The organism is Frondihabitans sp. Leaf304 (assembly GCF_001423105.1).
In the GTDB taxonomy this organism is placed as follows: domain Bacteria; phylum Actinomycetota; class Actinomycetes; order Actinomycetales; family Microbacteriaceae; genus Frondihabitans.
This window is the reverse complement of sequence record NZ_LMNV01000002.1, coordinates 1248135-1267249: the sequence shown is the minus strand read 5'-3', so window position 1 is coordinate 1267249 and position 19115 is coordinate 1248135. Positions and strand designations below refer to the sequence as shown.

Genomic DNA, 19115 nt, shown 5'->3' with positions numbered 1-19115 from the left:
GGTCGTACCATGACGCATGGCCGTCATCCGCTCGATCGAGACCGCGGCGCCCGCCGCGACAGTGCATCAGCCCGACTTGCGCGACCTCCTGCGAGAGCAACCCGGCTATGGGCGACTCGGCAGGCGCCTCGTCACCGCCGCCTTCAATGCGTCGGCCATCGACACGCGGCACTCCGTTCTCGCCGAGTTCGATCAACGAAAGTCGACGTCGGATCCTTCGGTTGCCGCCGACCCTGGTCTCTTCGACATCGCCTCGGGCATCGTCTCCAACCCTGGAACGGCAGCCCGCAACGACGCGTACACCCTCTACTCGAAGCCGTTGCTCGTGGAGGCGGCAAGGAAGGCGATCGCCGCGGTACCCGACCTCACGGTCTCCGAGATCACGCACGTCGTGACGGTCTCGTGCACGGGTTTCTACGCGCCGGGGCCCGATTACGTGCTCGTCCGCGAGCTCGGCCTCTCTCCGTCGGTGCAGCGCTTCCACCTGGGCTTCATGGGCTGCTACGCCGCGTTCCCCGCCCTCAAGATGGCCGCACAGTTCTGCGACCTCGACCCCGACGCCGTCGTGCTCGTGGTTTCGGTCGAGCTGTGCTCCCTCCACCTGCACGTCGACGACGACCCCGACGCCATCGTCGCGGCGTCGGTCTTTGGCGACGGGGCTGCCGCAGCGGTCGTCGTCGGGTCGGCGCACGCCGGGCCTGACGAGTCACCGCGCCTCGATCTCGACGCGTTCGAGACCACGATCATCGCCGACGGCGCCGCCGACATGGCCTGGACGATCGGCGACCACGGTTTCGACATGGTGCTCTCGAGCTACGTGCCGCGCATCGTGGAGCAGAACATCGGCGCGGCGGTCGCGTCTCTTCTGGCGAGGTCGCCGGGGCTCGAGGTGGCCGACGTGCCCTTCTGGGCGATTCACCCCGGTGGGCGCAGCATTCTCGACCGTGTCGAGACGGCGCTTGCCCTCGACGAGCCGCAGGTCGCCGCCTCACGGAAGGTGCTGCGCGAACACGGCAACATGTCGAGCGCGACCGTACTGTTCGTGCTGCGCGAGCTGCTGGTGGGCGCCGAAACGTCGGTGACATGCGAGCTCGTGGCGGTCGGGGCCGAGGCCGGAGCGCGAGCGGCTGAATCGGGCGATCGGGGCAGTGCATCCGGCAGCCCGGCCCGTCGGGTCTGTGCCATGGCGTTCGGGCCGGGTCTCACCGTCGAGACGGCTCTGCTGACCCTGCGGGGCGGCGAGTGAGCTCCTCTCCCTCCCTTCGCGCCCGCGAGACGAGTGCGCTCGAGCTCATGGACGATCCCGACTGCGACGTGGTCGCCCTCGACCGCACCTATCGGCACTTCGCCCTCGTCAACCGTGTCGTGTCGGGCTGGCGACGCATCTACGAGCGCAGGATCCGACCGCTCGCCACCGCGAGCCCCTCACCCCTGACCGTCCTCGACATCGGTTCGGGTGGCGGCGACGTCGCTCGGGCTCTCGCGGCGTGGTCGCGTCGCGACGGCCACCCGATCTCGGTGACGGCCATCGACCCGGATCCTCGTGCCCACGCCTTCGCGCTGTCCCTGCCGCCTGACGACGGCGTCCGGTACGAGCGCACGGCGAGTCGTGCCCTCGTCGAGGAAAGCCGCGTATTCGATGTCGTCGTCTCGAACCATGTGCTGCACCACCTCGCCGGCGACGAGCTGACCGCGCTCCTCGACGACAGCCGAGTCCTGGCCCGTCGGCTGGCGATCCACAACGACATCGCGAGGAGCCGCACCGCCTATGCCGCCTACTCCGCGGTTACCCGGGTGGGCTTTGCCGGATCGTTCATCCGTCCGGACGGCCTGCTCTCCATCCGCCGCAGCTACACGCCCGCCGAGTTGCGGTCGCGCGTCAGCGGCGGTTGGCGTGTGGAGCGACTCCAGCCCGCTCGACTGTTGCTCACGCTGAGCCCGGGAGACGCCGATGCGTGACGTCGTGGTCGTCGGGGGAGGCCCGGTCGGGGTGTTCCTGGCCGCTCTGCTGGCCGAGGCCGGTCTCGACGTCGCCGTGTGGGAGAAGCGCACGCGGCCCGCACCGCTCTCCCGCGCCATCGGGATCCACCCGCCGTCGATGGAGGCGTTCGGCCGGATCGGGGTGGCCGACGCCATCGCCGCGAAGGCCGTGCACATCCACCGCGGGATCGCTCGGAGTGGCGGCCGCACCCTCGGCACGGTGTCGTTCGACGCCGTCCACGCCGAGTTCGACTACATCGCCTCCCTGCCCCAGCACGAGACTGAGGCGATCGTCGCAGATCGCCTAGCCGAGCTCGCCCCGAACTGCCTGCAGCGGGGGATGGAGCTCGTGGCCATCGACGACGTCGACCCGCATCACGTGCGGCTTCACGCGCGCCACGAGGGCCGTGATGTCTTTGAGGTGGCCCGATTCGTCGTCGGGGCCGACGGAGCCCGAAGCGCCGTTCGAAAGCTCCTCGGCATTCCCGCGGCTCTCCGGGCGTACTCCGACGCGTTCGTCATGGGCGACTTCCGTGACGACACCGGCGAGGGTGACGACGCGGTCATCCACCTCGAGCGCGACGGGGTCGTCGAGTCGTTCCCCCTTCCCGGCGGACGACGACGGTTCGTCGCCCACACCGGAAAACCCCTCGAGCGGCCGACGGTAGGCGACGTGGCCGCGCTCATCAGCGATCGGGTCGGCACGCGAGTCGACCCGGCGACGAACTCGATGCTGAGCGCATTCGTCACTCGCCGTCGACTCGCCGAGCGCCTCGTGCGGGGCAGGGTCGTCTTGATCGGCGACGCCGCCCACGAGATCAGCCCCATCGGCGGGCAGGGCATGAACCTCGGGTGGCTCGACGCCGCCGAGCTCGCACCGCTCCTCGTGAGGGGAGCCCGCCGCGAACTCGTCGACACCTCGTTGTTCGAGGCTCTGGAGGCGTTCGAGCAGAACCGGCTCCGCAGCGCACGTCGAGCAGCGAGGCAGGCCGAGGTGAACATGGCCATGGGCCGGCCGTCAGCGGGAGTGCGGCGCACCGCCCGCGACGTCGGCCTCGGGATCCTGCTGGGCAGCCCCGCGAACCGGGTCTTGGCACGCACCTACGCGATGGCCTGGGCCTGAATTGCCCTTGAGCCACCGACGCGAGTCAGGCTGTCCCGCGACTCAGGCTGTCCGGCGCGTCAGGCCGTGAGGCGACCGCCGCTCAGCACGAGCGAGACCGCGACGACGAGCGACATGACGATCACGAGCTGAAAGAGCAGACGGTCGGGCGGGATCGTCAGCACGCGCCGAATTCCGATGGCGGCGATCGCCAGCGAGATCACGAGGCCGAATACGGCCGGGAAGGTGACACCCCGGTCGTTGTCGCCCGCGACCGGGCCGATCAGAACCAGGACGGACGCGACCACGAGCACCGCGAACGCCACGACGCCCGAAACCCGAGCTCCGAGCCGGTGCGGGAGGCCGCGGACGTCCGTCTCGGCATCGTCCGCGAGGTCGGGCAGCACGTTGGTGAAATGGATAGCGACGCCGAAGAGCGCTCCGACCGCGGTCGCCCACCCCGCGGCGGGCACCCCCTCCTGACCGGAGAGCGTGACGACATCGGGGAGGATCCCGAAGGCGATGACGAACGGCACGACTGAGAAGGGGGTGCGTTTGAGGCCGGCGTTGTAAGCCCAGCCGGAGGCGATCAGCACGAGATGACAGAGAGCTGCGGCGGGCCCGAGGGCGATCGAGACGGCAAGGGCGGCGACCAGGGTGACAATCGCGGCGCGGCGCACCATCGGCACACTGATGCGGCCCTGCGCGACCGGCTTGTCGTGCCGTCCGGTCGCCCGGTCGCGACCGGAGTCGATCCAGTCGTTCGAGAAACCGATCGAGAGCTGCCCGAGCAGGACCGCCACGGCGAGGACGAGGATCCGGGCGGTCGGGTAACCGAGCGAGGCCGCCAGCAGCGCCGACAGCACTGTCACGGCCGCGGTCGGCCCCGGGTGCGAGGAGAGCGCGAGATCCCTCGCCCTGGAAAGCATGGGGATAACACTAGGAGGCCCCATCGTCTCGGAAGGGACGCCCTGCCGCACGGGGAGGATCCGGTCCGAACCAGGGTGCGCCCCGCCGGGGTATACGGCGGTGCGCACCCTGTCGCATCCGGACGGTGTCGCAGCCCTGGTGGCTCAAGGTCGAGCCCACGGTGGATCAGCACCGAGGGAAACGCTGCGGCACCCTCTGAAACGGGTGCTTGCGTCGAGTTACCATCCCAGACGTGACGTCACTGTACGCCTGACCCGCCGTGGAAACCAGGGGTCCGACGATCGAATCCTCGTGCTTCGCGGGCGTCCATCCAGGCCGCCTAGAATTGACGTCGTGTCTGTTAACCCCGATCTCCAAGGGCGGAGTTTTCCGCCGGTGGCTCCGTACCTCGTCGGTCGCGAGAAGGTGCGAGAGTTCGCCCGCGCCACCGCCTCGACGAGCCGCCTCTCTCTCGACCCCGAGGCTGCCCGCGCGGCCGGCTACAGCGACGTCGTCGCTCCGCCGACCTTCGCCGTGGTCGTGCAAGAGCACACCCTGCAGCAGCTGCTCAGCGCGCCCGATGCTGGCATCGACTTCTCGCGGGTCGTGCACGGCGACCAGCGTTTCAGCTACACGAGGCCGATCGTCGCTGGCGACGAGCTGACGGCGACGCTGACGGTCGCGAGTGTCAAGTCGCTCGGGGGCCACTCGATGGTCACCGCCGAATCGGTCATGCTCGATACGGCGGGCGAGCACGTCGTCACCGCTATCTCCACCCTCGTCGTCCGGGGCGACGAGTGAGCGCCGCGCTCGAGGTGGGCCAGGTCGTCGCCGAACGCACCTACACGCTCACCCGCGACTCGCTCGTCCGGTACGCCGGTGCATCAGGCGACTTCAACCCCATCCACTACCGCGACGACTTCGCCCAGTCGGTCGGGCTGCCCGGGGCCATCGCCCACGGCATGCTCACGATGGCCACCGCCATTCAGCCGGTCGTCGACTGGCTCGAGGGCGACAGCGGCCCCGGTGCGGGAGCCTGGGTGAGCGACTACCAGGTCCGCTTCACCCGCCCCATCGCCGTCGATGCCGAGACGGGCGCCGAGCTCGTTGTGTCAGCGAAGATCGGCCAGCTCGACGCCGAGGCGAAGAGCGCTCGCGTCGACCTGACCGTGACATTCGCGGGGCAGACCGTCCTCGGCAAGGCGCAGGTGCGCGTGGCCTGGGCGTGACCGCCTTCGCCGACCTCACCACGATGCAGGTCGGGGGAAGCCCCGACCGCCTCATCGTGGCGACCACCCACGACGAGCTGCTGGCGGCTGCCCGCGAGGCGTTCTCCTCTCTCGAGCCCTGGTTCGTGCTCGGCGGCGGCTCGAACCTCGTCGTCTCTGACGAGGGCTTCCCCGGAACGGTCATCCAGGTTGCCACCCGCGGCGTCGAGGTCGTCTCCGAGACCTCCGACACCGTCACGATCCGGGTCGCGGCAGGCGAGCCATGGGACTCCCTGGTCGAGCAGACCGTCTCGAACGGCTGGGCGGGCTTTGAAGCGCTGAGCGGAGTGCCCGGCTCGACCGGAGCCGCCCCGGTGCAGAACATCGGCGCCTACGGCCAAGAGATATCCGAGACGGTCGTCAGCGTCGACTTCCTCGACGCCGACAGCCTCGAATTCGTCAGGATCCCACGCGCCAACCTCGGTCTCGACTACCGCACGAGTGTCTTCAAGGCGTCCGGGCCGGATCCTCGTGCCGGTGTCGTCACCTCGGTCGAGTTCCAGCTGTCGCGGGGCGGCGGGCTCTCCGAGCCGATCGCCTTCCCGCAGCTCGCCCAGGCCCTCGGAGTCGAGCTGGGGGAGCGGGTTCCGCTCGCCGACGTCCGGGCGCGAGTGCTCGAACTGCGGGCCTCGAAGGGGATGGTCCTCGACCCGACGGATCGTGACACGGCGTCGAGCGGATCCTTCTTCACGAATCCGATCGTGTCGCGCCGCGCCCTCGAAGCGATCCCGGCCGACGCACCGCGCTGGGAGACCGTGCCGGAGGCACGCGACGTCGCTGTGCCCCTCGGTGAGCAGCCCGCGCCACCGCCGCCGATCGTCGAGGGCGGTATCAAGCTCAGCGCGGCCTGGCTGATCGAGCACGCGGGAGTGCCTCGCGGGTTCCGTCTGCCGGGCTCCGGTGCGGCGATCTCGTCGAAGCACACCCTGGCTATCACGAATCTCGGAGGCGCGACCGCTGCCGAGGTGGGTGAGCTGGCCCGGTACGTGCAGAGTCGGGTCTCGGCTGAGTTCGGGGTCGAATTGCAGCCGGAGCCGATTCTGCTGGGTGTGTCCCTGTAGGTAGGCCGCAGCTCACCCTTCGGGGCGGGTCACCCCCTCTGGGCTAGGCGAACAGCCGCTGGAGCCGCCGCACACCCTCGAGGAGGTCGTCGTCGCCGAGGGCGTACGACAGTCGCAGATAGCCGCTCGGACCAAATGCCTCGCCGGGCACCGTCGCCACCTCGGCCTGGTCGAGGATCAGGTCGGCGAGCTCGAGGGAGGTCGTCGGGGTGACACCGCCCCAGGTGCGGCCGAGAAGACCCGACACATCGGGGTAGACGTAGAACGCCCCCTCGGGGGTGGGCGTCACGACGCCGTCGATCTTGTTGAGCTCGGCGACGATCGTCTTGCGGCGCACGTCGAACGCCTGACGCATGGTCTCGACGGACTCCTGCGAACCGGTCAGCGCCGCGAGTGCGGCACGCTGCGAGACGTTCGACACGTTCGACGACAGGTGCGACTGCAGGTTGGACGCCGCCTTGGTGACGTCGGCGGGAGCGATCATCCAGCCCACGCGCCAGCCGGTCATGGCGTAGGTCTTGGCGACCCCGTTCACGAGGATCGTGGTGTCGGCCAGCTCGGGGACGGCCTCGGTGATCGACACGGCCTTGACCCCGTCGTAGACGAGGTTCTGGTAGATCTCGTCGGTGATGACCCAGATGCCGTGCTCGAGCGCCCACTCGCCGATGGCTCGGGTCTGCTCGCGCGAGTAGACGGCGCCCGTCGGGTTGGAAGGAGAGACGAAGAGCAGCGCCTTAGTGCGGTCGGTGCGGGCGGCCTCGAGCTGCTCGACGGTGACCAGGTAGCCCTGCTCGGCACCCGCGAACACCTCGATCGGCACACCGCCGGCGAGCTTGATCGCCTCGGGGTAGGTGGTCCAGTACGGGGCGGGGAGAAGCACCTCGTCGCCGTCGTCGACGATCGCTGCGAACGACTGGTAGACGGCCTGCTTGCCGCCGTTCGTGACGATGACCTGCGACGCCGTGACGTGGGTGCCGCTGTCGCGCAGCGTCTTCTCGGCGATCGCCTGACGGAGCTCGGGAAGACCCGCCGCGGGCGTGTAGCGGTGGTTCTTGGGATCGCGCGCCGCCACGACGGCCGCCTCGACGATGTGCTCGGGCGTGGCGAAGTTCGGCTCGCCGGCCGCGTAGCTGATGACGTGCTTGCCCTCGGCCTGAAGGCCCTTCGCCTTGGCATCGACCTTGAGAGTGGCCGATTCGGCGATCGCGGCGATGCGCGCAGAGAGACGGGGGAGGCGGGCGCTCTGGTCGGTGCTGTTCACGGCGTCCAGCCTACCGGGCGCCCCTTCGTCCATCGAGGGGGACATGCGCTGCCACGAGACCGCGAGGCGGCTCAACTTTACTTGCCCAGGGTGGGTCGCCTACACTTGTCTGCGGTGGTGGAATCCTCCAAGCTCTTTCGTGCCCACGGCAAGCAGATCCCGCAGCAATCAGGTGGAGTTCTGTTTCAGAGGGTCGAAGGAGCGGCGTCGGGTTCCGTTATCCAAAGGGCGGTGGCTCAATTGGTAGAGCAGCGGTCTCCAAAACCGCAGGTTGCAGGTTCAAGTCCTGTCCGCCCTGCAGCCCTACTCGTGCAGACGCACGGGTCGGACGAACGATCCGGGTCGTGACAACCCGGGCGATGCTTGAAAGGCAAGTACGACACGTGGCGAGAAAAGACGTAGACGTCCCCGATGAGGACGTAGTCGCGATCGCGAAGGCAGACAGCTCCGTGAGCCGTGGCCGTTTCGCGCGCATCGCGCTGTTCCTTCGCCAGGTCATCAGCGAGCTCAAGAAGGTCGTCACCCCGACCCGCAAAGAGCTGGTCAACTTCACCCTGGTCGTTCTGGCCTTCGTCGTCATCATGATGGCGCTCGTGTTCGGCCTCGACACGCTGTTCGGCTTCGCCGTCCAGTACGTGTTCGGCAACGGAGTCAATCCCACGTAGCCGGCTCAGGTGGCAGTGCGTCTGTGCACACCGTCCTCAGCGACATCCTCGCCAACCGACCTCATTTCACGATCCGGGCGTCTGTGCAATCCGAAGACAGCCCGCACCATTCCAACGGAAGAAGAACCCTTGCCGAAGAACGAGCGCGACGACATCGACCTCGCCACCGCTGCTGAGCAGTCCTCCGAGGTCGAAGAGACCCAAGAGGGCTCGACCCAGACGGCTGACGAAGCGAGCGTCGACTCGGCCGAGCACGAGGCACTCTCGATCGACGACGAGTCCGGTTCGTCCGACGTGACCGAGCTCGACGAGCTGCTCGACACCCTCGACGAGGCGAAAGACGAGCAGGCAGACGCCATCGTCGAAGACGCCCTCCACATCGATTCACTCGACGAGGCCGAGGCCGCCGTCGAGGCGACCGACGACGAGGCCGAGCTCGACGCAGAAGAGCTGCAGGCCGAGGGCGACGCCGCGGGCACGTTCAACGCCGTGACCGAGTCCGAGCAGACCGTGCAAGACGCCGACGTCGAGGCCGCTTTCGGCGCCGACGAGAGCGACGTCGTTACCGAAGAGGTCGAAGACGAGGCCGAGGTCGACCCGTACGAGGCCTTCCGATACGACCTGCGCGGCAAGCCGGGCAAGTGGTACGTCATCCACTCCTACGCCGGCTTCGAGCGTCGCGTGAAGCAGAACATCGAGAACCGCATGGTCTCGCTGACGATGGAAGACTTCATCTACCAGATCGAAGTTCCCATGGAAGACGTCGTCGAGATCAAGAACGGTCAGCGCAAGCTGGTCACCCGCGTTCGCATTCCCGGCTACGTGCTCGTCCGCATGGATCTGAACGAAGACTCCTGGTCGGTCGTCCGCCACACGCCGGGCGTCACCGGCTTCGTGGGCAACGCCCACAACCCCACCCCCCTTCGTTTCGAAGAGGCCTTCAACATGCTGAAGAGCCTCGTCCAGGTGCAGGAGGCAGTTCCGGCCGCCAAGGGCTCCGGCAAGGCCGGCAAGGCGGCTCAGCGCGTCATCCCCGCCGAGGTCGACTTCGAGATCGGCGAGACGATCACGATCAAAGAGGGCTCGTTCGCGGGCCTCCCCGGAACGATCAACGAGATCAAGCCCGAATCGGGTAAGCTCACGGTGCTTGTTTCGCTCTTCGAGCGCGAGACGCCGGTCGAGCTCAGCTTCGACCAGGTGACCAAGCTCTAGAGCCGGTCACTCCCCAGATTTCTCAGCCACCGGATCCTGCACTCGCAATTCCGGGAGAGCCCGATGCAACCGCACCGAGTTCGACACCCACAAGAAGGAAAAGAACATGGCACCGAAAAAGAAGGTCACAGGTCTGATCAAGCTTCAGATCAACGCCGGCGCCGCGAACCCCGCCCCGCCCATCGGCCCGGCTCTGGGTCAGCACGGCGTGAACATCATGGAGTTCTGCAAGGCGTACAACGCTCAGACCGAGTCGCAGCGCGGCAACGTCGTCCCCGTCGAGATCACCGTGTACGAAGACCGTTCGTTCACGTTCATCCTCAAGACGCCGCCGGCCGCCGAGCTCATCAAAAAGGCCGCTGGCCTCGCCAAGGGCTCCGCTACGCCGCACACCGTCAAGGTGGGCAAGCTCACGATGGAGCAGGTCCGCGAGATCGCGACGACCAAGCAGTCCGACCTCAACGCCAACGACATCGACGCCGCGGCGAAGATCATCGCCGGCACCGCCCGCTCCATGGGCATCACCGTCGACGCGTAGGCGTTCGACCACCCCCAAGACATTCAGTGGGAGAGCCCGCCAGGCTCGTTACCACGCTCTCGAAATCAGGAGATTTCACAATGGCTCAGAAGTCCAAGGCGTACCGCGCCGCTGCCGAGAAGATCGAGGCAGGCAAGTTCTATTCCACGACCGAGGCTGTCGCAGTCGCTCGCGAGACCGGCTCGAAGAAGTTCGACTCGACCGTCGAGGTCGCCCTCAAGCTCGGTGTCGACCCGCGCAAGGCCGACCAGATGGTTCGTGGCACCGTCATCCTCCCCCACGGCACGGGCAAGACCGCCCGCGTCATCGTCTTCGCGACGGGTGCTGCTGCTGAGGCCGCTATCGCCGCCGGCGCCGACGAGGTCGGTGGCGACGAGCTCATCGCCAAGGTCGCCGAGGGCTACACGGCTTTCGACTCCGCCGTCTCCACCCCGGAGCTCATGGGCAAGGTCGGTCGTCTCGGTAAGGTCCTCGGGCCCCGCGGCCTCATGCCGAACCCCAAGACCGGCACCGTCACCCCGAACGTCGCTCAGGCCGTGAACGACATCAAGGGCGGAAAGATCGAGTTCCGTGTCGACAAGCACTCCAACGTGCACTTCGTCATTGGCAAGGCCGGTTTCACCGAGGAGCAGCTCAACGCCAACCTCGACACCGCCCTCGACGAGGTCGTTCGTCTCAAGCCGTCCTCTTCGAAGGGCCGCTACATCACCAAGGGCACCGTCTCGACCACTTTCGGTCCTGGCATCCCCCTCGACATCAACGCCTTCTAAGCGCTGAATCTCAGAAGGGCCCTCGCCGTATGGCGGGGGCCTTTCGTCGTGCCTGGTGCGCGCCGCATAGTGAGCTCCATCCCGTCATCCGCGAGAGTGCCCATCTCGGGCTTCGGATGCCTGCCGGGCCCCGACCTGGACACGTTCGGCGCGAGTGGATTGGTGTCGCGCGTCGATCAGGAATGTGAGCGTGGGCAGGCGCTGGATCCTTGTGTCTCTGGTTTTGCGCGGACTGGATTCCTGATTTGCGAACGCAGGATCCGCGCCTGACGGTTGGTCCGGGGCCATCGGGATAGCGCGTCCTTCAGGAATGTGAGCGTGGGCGGGCGCCGGATCCTTGTGTTCTGGTTGTCATGGGGCTGGAAGCCTGATTCGCGAACGCAGGATCCGCAGCTCCGCACCCGGCCCACCCGCGAGAGTGCCCATCTCGGGCTTGCGCCGCCTGCCGGGCCCCAACCTGGACACGTTCGGTGCGAGCGGGTTGGTGTCGCACGTTGATCAGGAATGTGAGCGTGGGCAGGCGCTGGATCCTTGTGTCTCTGGTTTTGCGCGGACTAAATGCCTGATTCGCGAGCGCAGGATCCGCGCCCGACGGTTGGTCCGGGGCCATCGGGATAGCGCGTGCTTCAGGAGTGTGAGCGTGGGTGGGCGCCGGATCCTTGTGTTTTGGTTTCACGAAGCTGAAAGCCTGTTTCGCGAACACAGGATCCGCAGATCCGCACCCGGCCTACCCGCGAGAGTGCCCATCTCGGGCTTCGGCTGCTTGCCTGGCCCCAATCTGAACACGTTCGGAGAGAGCGCGTTGGTGTCGCGCGTCGATCAGGAATGGTGGCGCGGATGCGCGCCGGATCCTTGTGTTGTCGTCGTAGCGGGGCTGGGTGCCTGATGCGCGAACGCAGGATCCGCAGCTCCGTGCCCGGGCCACCCGCGAGAGTGCGCATCTCGGGCTCCGGCTGCCTGCCGGGCCCCGCTTTGCGCACGCTCGCGACCCAAGACGCCACGGGCCTGAGAACTCGCCCTCGCCCAACCGCTCAGTCGTCCTGCACCTTGAGCACGAGCTTGCCGCGCGTGTGGCCGCGCTCGAGCAGGCGGTGGGCGTCGGCGACTTCCTCCAGGTCGTAGACGTCGTCGACGTAGACCGAGACGTCACCCGAGTCGAGGAGGCGGGCGATGATCGCGAGACAGGTCGCGTCGGGGGCCATCGAGTAGTCGGAGAAGCGCACTCCGGCGGCCGTTGCGCGACCGGCAAGGGCATCGCGCTTCGCTGTCGCACCGACGGGAACGTGCACGAGCAGGCCACCGGGCCGGACCACTCCAACCGTGCGGGCCGCGATCGCATCGTCGTCGACCAGATTGATCGCGACATCGACGAGGGACACGTGATCTTCGAAGTCGCCGGTCGTGTAGTCGTTCGTCTGGGCGGCGCCGAGTTCGGTGAGCCAGGCGGTGTTGCGGGCGGAACTCGTCGTCACGACGTGGGCGCCGAAGTACGCCGCGAACTGCACGGCGAAGTGTCCGACCCCGCCGGCGGCGGCGTGGATGAGAATGCGCTGCCCCTCGTGGGCTTTGGCCACGTCGACCACGAGTCCCCAGGCTGTCAGGGCCGCAAGCGGTACAGCAGACGCCTCGGTGTGCGAGAGCGACTTTGGCTTGCGAGCCACTTGGAGCGACGGCACGCTGACGTACTCGGCATAGGTTCCGGCCGACCGTGGCACGGAGGCGACGCCGTAGACCTCCACGCCCGGTTGGAGTGCATGCCCGAGGTACGGGCTCTCGACGACGACGCCACTGAAGTCGCAGCCGAGTACGGCGGGGAGTTCGGGGGAGCCGCAGTGTCCGGCCAACCCCCGCCGGGCCTCGGCGTCGAACGGATTCACCCCCGCCGCGATGACACGGACGAGCACCTCGGATCCTTGTCGCCCGGGTACCGGAATCTCCCTCGGCACGAGGACGTCTGGCCCCCCGTTCTCGGTGATCACCACCGCGCGCATCGTGCTCGTCACCACGGCCTCTTCCGTTGTCGTCGTCGTCATCGATGGCCTTTCTCGTCGGGGTCGTGCGGCGTCCCTGATGAGGCACCCCCTGTTCCTTCAGTAAAGAGGCACGATGATTCCGCCGTGTTTCGAGAGTGTCACTGATGCGGAAACTATCGATACGCTCGGATGATGAAGGCTCTTTTCATCGTGCTGCGGCTCGCGGCAGCTCTCGCCGTCGTCATCGCGGTGGTCGCTCAGCTGATCTCGTCGATGGCGGCACCCGATTTCTTCTTCTTCAACTTCTTCGGCTACTTCACGATCCAGAGCAACCTGCTGATCGCGGTGACATTCGTCCTCGGAGCCGGGTTCGTCGCGCGAGGCGGGACACAGCCGCACTGGCTCGTCGTCTCTCGTGGGGCTACTGCGACGTATCTCGCGACCACCGGAGTCGTCTACAACCTGTTGCTCGCGAATGGCCCGGTCAGCGACTACAACGTGCCGTGGTCGAACGACATCCTGCACAAGTGGATCCCGCTGTTCGCCGTTCTCGAGTGGATCCTCTTCGGCGATCGCACCCGCATCGCCTGGGGGCGCCTCGGTCTGTTTCTCGTCTACCCGGTGATCTGGCTGGTCGCGACGCTCCTGCGCGGTCAGGGCTTCGTGCCCTACCCGTTCTTGAACGTCGAAGAACTGGGCTGGGGTGTAGTGCTGCTCTACTGCCTGGGCATCGCCGCGTTCATCGCCGGCATGTCGGCGCTGGTGATCTGGCTGAGTCGATTCAGAGTCATCGAGCCCACGGGGGCGGATACGACGCGTCTCGATCGGGTCGGCGTAGCTCGCTGACGACCTGATCGGCGAGCGAGACGAGGCCGTGGATCTGGTCGTCGTCACGTTCGACCCACTGACACTCGGGCGGCCCCGGCACCGGTACGAAGTCGACGTGGCGCTCCCAGACGACGAGCGTGCGCTCGGCGCCCAGCACGTACTGCTGCCACCACACCTGGCGGAGGTACGAGCGGGGGATGCTTCGCCAGGTCTTGCCGGTGGTCTTGATCTCGGCCAGGACGATCTCGCCGGACGACCGCTCGCCGACGCCGTCGGGAGTCGCGAGGTGGAGCGTCTCACCCCGCGCGTGGAAGAGCTTGCTCGACGGTTCGATGCCGTGGTTTCGAGAGACCCAGCGGGCGATCACGGGTTCGCGCGCTCGGCCGTGATCGGTGAAGGCGTTGCCTGAGAAGCTGTTGCCGTAGAGCTTGTCGAGCACGACGGCCCGCACGGCGGCGGCACTCGAGAGCCTCGCGACGTCGGTGGCGGTGATGCCGCGGGAGCGGGCGCGGAGCCAGCCGACGCGATCCGACGAGTCGGCGAGGATGCGGGCGGAGTGGTGGCGCGTGGGATCCTCGTCGTCCCAAAGGGAGAGGGGAGTCTGCACGAACGTCACCCCACTATTCTCCCTCGAATTCGAAGGAGAAAGGGCCGACGCGCGACGAAGGCATCAGGATCCGACGCGGTCACCCGGGCAGATCTCCTTCGAATTCGAAGGGGGTGGGCGGCGCGATCAGTTAGCGGCCGCGAGCGTGTCGAGTGCCTCGGGGGAGAGCGCGTAGTGGATCGCGAGCATGCTCGCTCCCAGGATCGCCGCGCTGTCGGCGGCGCGCGACTGCACGATGGTGAGGTGCTCGGTGGCCAGCGGCATCGAGCGCGAATAGACGACCTCGCGGACCCCGGCCAGCAGGTGCTCGCCGGCGTCGGCCATCGAGCCGCCCAGCGCGATCACGGACGGGTTGATGAGGCTCACGCAGGTGGTGAGCACTTCGCCGATGTCGCGCCCGGCTTGCCGCACCGCTCGCACCGCGTCGAGGTCGCCGCTGCGGACGAGGTCGAGCACGTCGGATCCTGATGCCGTGTCGTGTCCGTCCCGTCGCATCGCCGCAGCGATCGCAGGGCCTGAGGCTATGGCTTCGAGGCATCCCTCGTTGCCGCAGCGGCAGAAGATGCCCGCGCCGCGGGCGACGGGGATGTGACCGATGTCTCCGGCGATGCCCTGGGCACCCCGCTGCAGCTGACCTGCCGAGATGATGCCGGAGCCGATGCCGGTGGCGACCTTGAGGAAGAAGAGGTGGTCGACGTCGGGCCAGGAATGCGTCCGCTCCCCGAGCGCCATGATGTTGACGTCGTTGTCGACGTAGACGGGAAGGGGCGACCGACCCGGGCTCTCGGTGTGGCGTTTGACCCAGCGGGGAACGTCGAAGGCATCCCACCCCGGCATGATCGGCGGATTGACCGGTCGGCCGGTGCTGAACTCGACAGGGCCGGGCAGCCCGATGCCCGCGGCGATGAGATCGGCCCGGGTCTTGCCGAGTCGTTCGAGGAGGGCGTCGGTGTGCTCGACCATCCAGCCGAGCACCGCCTCCGGGCCGAGGCTGATCTCGAGGTGCTCGGTGTGGCTGGCGAGCTCGGCACCCATAAGGTCGGTGATGGCGACGTGGGCGTGGCTCGCGCCGAGGTCGGCGGCGAGGACGACGCGGGCGCTCGGCAGGAGTGCCACGCGTGACGGGGGACGCCCGCCGGTCGAGATCGCATCGGCGACGGGGCCGACGAGGCCGAGACTGGTGAGGGCGTCGAGGCGCAGGCCGATGGTGGAGCGGGCCAGCCCGGTGATGGCAGCGAGCTCGGCACGAGTGCGCGGGCGACCGTCGCGGAGGAGCTGGAAGAGGTCGCCTGCCCCGGTCGAACCGAGGACGGACGTCCGCGCGGCGTCTGACATAACAGGAGTAAACCACAGGTTTCGAGCGGTCACGAGCAAAGATGTCGAATGGAAGACACCTTTTGCTTGACGCTCGACAAAAGTGACCCTAGTGTGAGTTCCGGTCGAGGGAACGCCGGTTCAACCGGGCCCTCGAGATCAACTCCGCAGCGACAGATGCGGCGGAATTCGCCTCAAACCAGGCGAACACGTTTCGACGAGGAGACTCTTACGGTGACCAACGCACCCCTTTCGGTCCAGCTCTACACCGTCCGCTCGGCCATCGCCGACGACCTACCCGGCACTCTGGCCCGCGTCGCCGAGATCGGCTATACGCAGGTCGAGCCCTACTCGTTCGTCGAACGCGTCGACGAGTACGCCGAGCACCTTCCGGCCAACGGCCTGACCGCGCCGAGCGCCCACGTCAAGCTGATCGGCAGCGACCTCGAGCCGATCTTCGCCGCAGCCAAGCGGCTCGGAGTGACGACGATCATCGACCCGCACATCGACGAGACCCGCTGGATCACCCGCGAAGACGTCGAGGGCATCGCGAAAGAGCTCGGCGAGATCGCCGATAAAGCGGCCGCGCACGACCTCCGGGTCGGCTACCACAACCACGCGTTCGAGCTCGAGAACAAGATCGACGGCGTCCCGGCGCTCGAGGTCTTCGCCGCGGCCCTGCCGGCGAACGTCGTGCTCGAGGTCGACACCTACTGGGTCGAGGTCGGCGGCGTCGACGCGGCCGAGCTGCTCGCTCGCCTGGGCGACAAGGTGCAGTTCCTCCACATCAAAGACGGCCCGAAGAACTTCGACGACAAGAAGCAGGTCGCCGTCGGCCGGGGCGACATGCCCGTCCGCGACATCCTGCGCGCGGCTCGTCAGGCCCTGCCCGTCGTCGAGCTCGACGACCACGAGGGCGACATCTTCACCGCCCTCGCCGACAGCCTCGACTACCTCGAAGGGGTCCGCGCATGAGCGACGCCACGACCACCACGCAGAAGCCGGTCGCCTCTGAGGGAAAGACCGGCCCCGTGGGCGTCGGCGTGATCGGCGCCGGCGTCATCAGCGACCAGTACCTCGAGAACCTCACGAGGTTCCCCGATCTCAAGGTGCTTTTCATCGCCGACCTCGACGAGCCCCGCGCGGCCGCCCAGGCCGCTAAGTGGGGCGTCGAGGGCTCCGGCTCCGTCGACGACCTGCTCGCCCACGATGACGTCGAGATCGTCGTCAACCTCACCATCCCCAAGGCGCACGTCGAGGTGGCTCTCCGCGCCGTCGAGGCGGGCAAGCACGTTTGGGGCGAGAAGCCCTACGCCCTCGACCGCGAGAGCGGAGCGCAGCTGATCAAGGCGGCGAAAGACCGCGGCGTGCGTGTCGCCGTCGCCCCCGACACGTTCCTCGGATCCGGAATCCAAACCGGTCTGCGGGTCGTCAAGCGCGGCGACATCGGCACGCCGCTCACCGGCCTCACCCTCTTCCAGGTCGCCGGCCCCGAGTCGTGGCACCCGAGCCCCGAGTTCCTTTTCGCCATCGGCGGCGGCCCGATGTTCGACGTGGGCCCTTACTACCTGACGACGCTGGTGCAGGTGTTCGGCCCCGTGGCCAAGGTCACCGCCACGGCGTCCAAGGCACGCGAGACCCGCGTGATCGGCTCGGGCCCCAAGGCCGGAACCGAGTTCCCGGTCGAGGTGCCGACGCACGTGTCGGCCTTGATCCAGTTCGAGTCGGGCGCCAGCGCCCAGAGCATCTTCTCGTTCGACTCGAAGCTGCCTCGCGCCGGCTTCGTCGAGATCGCAGGATCCGAGGGCACGGCCGTGTTCCCCGACCCGAACAACTTCGAGGGTGAGACGGTCGTCTACACCGGCGCCGACGAGCCCACGGTGGTCCCCTCCGAGGGCTCGACCTTTACCCGTGGTACCGGGGTGGCCGAGCTCGCCCAGGCGATCCGCGAGGGTCGCCGAGAGCGCGTTCCCGGAGAGCTCGCCTTCCACGTTCTCGACATCATGGTCTCGCTCGCCGAGTCCGCCGAGAAGGGAGAGAGCGTCGTCGTCGAGTCGACGCTTGAGCCCACCGACGAGCTCCCGGCTGACTGGGATCCCTCTGTCGCGACACTGACCTGATCCTTTCGGGCCGACCCGCCTCGAGCGGGTCGGCCCGAGATTCTCTCGACCCCCTTACTGCACTGCCGAACTACCGTCCCTCAGCTGCACGGCACCACCGGAACGACAGGAACCATCCCACACAGCTCCAAGCTCCATCCCTCCCTCAACGAAGAGACACCAGGAGAAAAAATGCGCACCACAACGAAGTGGCTGGCGGCAGTTGCCGTCGGCGCCATGACTATCGGAGGCATGACGGCGTGCTCGTCGTCCTCCGGCGGCGATGCCAACTCGACCAAGACGCTGACCTACTGGGCCAGCAACCAAGCTCCGACGATCCAGGGCGATCAGAAGGTCCTCAAGGCCGAGCTGGCGAAGTTCACCGACGAGACCGGCATCAAGGTCAACATCGAGGTCATCCCGTGGACCAACCTCTACAACAAGATTCTCACCGCGGTCTCGTCGGGTGACGGGCCAGACGTGCTGTCGATCGGCAACACCTGGGCGACCTCGCTCCAGTCGAGCGGCGCGTTCGTGCCGTTCGAGGGCGATGCGCTGAAGGCCATCGGCGGCAAAGACAAGTTCGTCGCGTCGAGCTACGCCACCGGTGGTGCCGAGGGCAAGGCGCCCACGTCGGTGCCGCTCTACGGGTTGTCGTACTCGATGTACTACAACACGAAGATGTTCAAGGCCGCCGGCATCGACACACCGCCCGCGACCTGGGACGAGTTCGTGGCCGACGCTAAGAAGCTCACCAAAGACACCGACGGCGACGGGCAGATCGACCAGTGGGGTGTGACGATGGCCGGCTCGAGCGTCTCGAACAACGCGCACCAGGCGTTCGTCCGGGGTCTGCAGAACGGTGGAGCGCTCTACGACGCCGACGGCAAGCCGACCTTCGCCTCCGACGGCGAGGTCAAGGGCATCAAGCAGTGGGTCGATCTGATCGGCGCCGACAAGGTGGTCAACCCCTCCGACGCCGAGAGCGTGAACGGCTCCGACATGGCCGCCACCTTCGCCGACGGCAAGGCCGCGATGTTCTTCGACCAGGCGCCGGGGGCTTCGCTTGCAGCGCGTAACTTCACGGACTACGCCGCGGCGCCCGTCCCGATGGAGACCGCAGACGCAACCGGGCTGCTGGGTACCCAGAGCCACGTCGCAGGCATCAACCTGTCGATCTTCAAGAACACGGGCAACCTGTCCGGGTCCGAGAAGCTCGTCAAGTTCATGACCAGCGTTCCCGCGCAGCAGTCCCTCAACAAGTCGTTCGCGTCCATCCCCGTCGTCACCGACGCCTATGACGACCCGGCGTTCAAGACCGACGCGATCAAGCTCAAGCAGGAGATCCTCAAGGATCACGCCCAGCCCATGCCGCTGCAGGTCAGTGAGGGCCAGATGGAGACGCTCGTCGGAACGGCCATCAAGAACCTGCTCGCGCAGGCCGCGCAGGGCAAGGACGTCAGCGAATCCGACGTCAAGTCGGCTCTCGAAGACGCCAACAGCCAGATGACGGCCAGCCAGTGATCTC

General features: G+C 67.4%; 19 protein-coding genes and 1 tRNA gene. 15 read left to right on the top strand and 5 right to left on the bottom strand.

The features are described 5' to 3' along the window. Positions 1-16 precede the first annotated feature (16 nt). The 3 genes from ASF54_RS05595 to ASF54_RS05585 are packed head-to-tail and all read left to right on the top strand — an operon-like array spanning position 17 to position 3103. Positions 17-1246 (top strand): type III polyketide synthase, encoded by a 1230-nt coding sequence (locus tag ASF54_RS05595; protein WP_055959642.1) that lies wholly within the window; start codon positions 17-19, stop codon positions 1244-1246. Further along, on the top strand, positions 1243-1959 hold the full coding sequence (locus ASF54_RS05590; RefSeq protein WP_235480946.1) for a class I SAM-dependent methyltransferase: 717 nt from the start codon (positions 1243-1245) through the stop codon (positions 1957-1959). The genes ASF54_RS05595 and ASF54_RS05590 overlap by 4 nt, the downstream gene beginning before the upstream one ends. After that, complete coding sequence (locus ASF54_RS05585; RefSeq protein ID WP_055959640.1) at positions 1952-3103, top strand: FAD-dependent oxidoreductase; 1152 nt, start codon at positions 1952-1954, stop codon at positions 3101-3103. The genes ASF54_RS05590 and ASF54_RS05585 overlap by 8 nt, the downstream gene beginning before the upstream one ends. A gap of 59 nt (positions 3104-3162) precedes the next feature. Here ASF54_RS05585 and ASF54_RS05580 read toward each other — a convergent pair whose 3' ends face one another. After that, complete coding sequence (locus ASF54_RS05580) at positions 3163-4011, bottom strand: UbiA family prenyltransferase (protein ID WP_055959639.1); 849 nt, start codon at positions 4009-4011, stop codon at positions 3163-3165. Positions 4012-4345: 334 nt separating this feature from the next. Here ASF54_RS05580 and ASF54_RS05575 point away from each other — a divergent pair, with 334 nt between their 5' ends. The 3 genes from ASF54_RS05575 to ASF54_RS05565 are packed head-to-tail and all read left to right on the top strand — an operon-like array spanning position 4346 to position 6320. Next, on the top strand, positions 4346-4792 hold the full coding sequence (locus tag ASF54_RS05575; protein WP_084815972.1) for a MaoC family dehydratase N-terminal domain-containing protein: 447 nt from the start codon (positions 4346-4348) through the stop codon (positions 4790-4792). Next, entirely contained in the window at positions 4789-5220 is a 432-nt protein-coding gene (locus tag ASF54_RS05570) for a MaoC family dehydratase (protein ID WP_055959637.1), read from the top strand. Before ASF54_RS05575 ends, ASF54_RS05570 begins: the two co-directional genes overlap by 4 nt. Next, the gene (locus ASF54_RS05565) at positions 5211-6320 is read left to right on the top strand and encodes a UDP-N-acetylmuramate dehydrogenase (RefSeq protein WP_442855783.1); all 1110 of its coding nucleotides are present in this window, start codon (positions 5211-5213) and stop codon (positions 6318-6320) included. Before ASF54_RS05570 ends, ASF54_RS05565 begins: the two co-directional genes overlap by 10 nt. A gap of 43 nt (positions 6321-6363) precedes the next feature. Here ASF54_RS05565 and ASF54_RS05560 read toward each other — a convergent pair whose 3' ends face one another. After that, positions 6364-7581, bottom strand: a complete 1218-nt coding sequence (locus ASF54_RS05560; protein ID WP_055959635.1) for a pyridoxal phosphate-dependent aminotransferase — start codon at positions 7579-7581, stop codon at positions 6364-6366. A 225-nt stretch (positions 7582-7806) separates the two neighbouring features. Between ASF54_RS05560 and ASF54_RS05555 the strand changes: the two genes are divergently transcribed. From ASF54_RS05555 to rplA, 5 genes are all read left to right on the top strand, one after another. Then, positions 7807-7879: transfer RNA gene (locus ASF54_RS05555), tRNA-Trp, on the top strand. 85 nt (positions 7880-7964) lie between these two features. After that, positions 7965-8246, top strand: coding sequence for a preprotein translocase subunit SecE (gene secE, locus ASF54_RS05550; protein WP_055959634.1), 282 nt, complete (start codon positions 7965-7967; stop codon positions 8244-8246). Positions 8247-8375: 129 nt separating this feature from the next. Next, the gene (gene nusG, locus ASF54_RS05545; protein ID WP_055959631.1) at positions 8376-9458 is read left to right on the top strand and encodes a transcription termination/antitermination protein NusG; all 1083 of its coding nucleotides are present in this window, start codon (positions 8376-8378) and stop codon (positions 9456-9458) included. 106 nt (positions 9459-9564) lie between these two features. Continuing rightward, the gene (rplK, locus tag ASF54_RS05540) at positions 9565-9996 is read left to right on the top strand and encodes a 50S ribosomal protein L11 (protein ID WP_055959629.1); all 432 of its coding nucleotides are present in this window, start codon (positions 9565-9567) and stop codon (positions 9994-9996) included. An 80-nt stretch (positions 9997-10076) separates the two neighbouring features. After that, positions 10077-10766, top strand: coding sequence for a 50S ribosomal protein L1 (rplA, locus tag ASF54_RS05535; protein ID WP_055959628.1), 690 nt, complete (start codon positions 10077-10079; stop codon positions 10764-10766). A gap of 1031 nt (positions 10767-11797) precedes the next feature. On the opposite strand, the gene ASF54_RS05530 is transcribed toward rplA, so the two are convergent. Then, entirely contained in the window at positions 11798-12799 is a 1002-nt protein-coding gene (locus tag ASF54_RS05530) for an NADP-dependent oxidoreductase (RefSeq protein ID WP_055959626.1), read from the bottom strand. A gap of 132 nt (positions 12800-12931) precedes the next feature. Here ASF54_RS05530 and ASF54_RS05525 point away from each other — a divergent pair, with 132 nt between their 5' ends. Continuing rightward, positions 12932-13585, top strand: a complete 654-nt coding sequence (locus ASF54_RS05525) for a Pr6Pr family membrane protein (RefSeq protein WP_157510035.1) — start codon at positions 12932-12934, stop codon at positions 13583-13585. On the opposite strand, the gene ASF54_RS05520 is transcribed toward ASF54_RS05525, so the two are convergent. Continuing rightward, positions 13527-14174, bottom strand: coding sequence for a YqaJ viral recombinase family protein (locus ASF54_RS05520; protein WP_055962148.1), 648 nt, complete (start codon positions 14172-14174; stop codon positions 13527-13529). The genes ASF54_RS05525 and ASF54_RS05520 overlap by 59 nt on opposite strands. Positions 14175-14300: 126 nt before the next feature. Continuing rightward, positions 14301-15509: an ROK family transcriptional regulator gene (locus ASF54_RS05515; protein WP_055959623.1), complete on the bottom strand. Its 1209-nt coding sequence runs from the start codon at positions 15507-15509 to the stop codon at positions 14301-14303. Positions 15510-15722: 213 nt separating this feature from the next. Here ASF54_RS05515 and ASF54_RS05510 point away from each other — a divergent pair, with 213 nt between their 5' ends. The 3 genes from ASF54_RS05510 to ASF54_RS05500 all read left to right on the top strand — a co-directional run bounded on the left by ASF54_RS05510 (position 15723) and on the right by ASF54_RS05500 (position 19111). Further along, positions 15723-16463, top strand: a complete 741-nt coding sequence (locus ASF54_RS05510) for a sugar phosphate isomerase/epimerase family protein (RefSeq protein ID WP_055959620.1) — start codon at positions 15723-15725, stop codon at positions 16461-16463. Continuing rightward, a complete protein-coding gene (locus ASF54_RS05505) occupies positions 16460-17608 on the top strand; it encodes a Gfo/Idh/MocA family protein (protein ID WP_055959618.1) in 1149 nt (382 codons plus the stop codon). The genes ASF54_RS05510 and ASF54_RS05505 overlap by 4 nt, the downstream gene beginning before the upstream one ends. A 171-nt stretch (positions 17609-17779) precedes the next feature. Continuing rightward, positions 17780-19111 (top strand): extracellular solute-binding protein, encoded by a 1332-nt coding sequence (locus ASF54_RS05500; RefSeq protein WP_055959616.1) that lies wholly within the window; start codon positions 17780-17782, stop codon positions 19109-19111. The last annotated feature ends 4 nt before the right edge of the window (positions 19112-19115 follow it).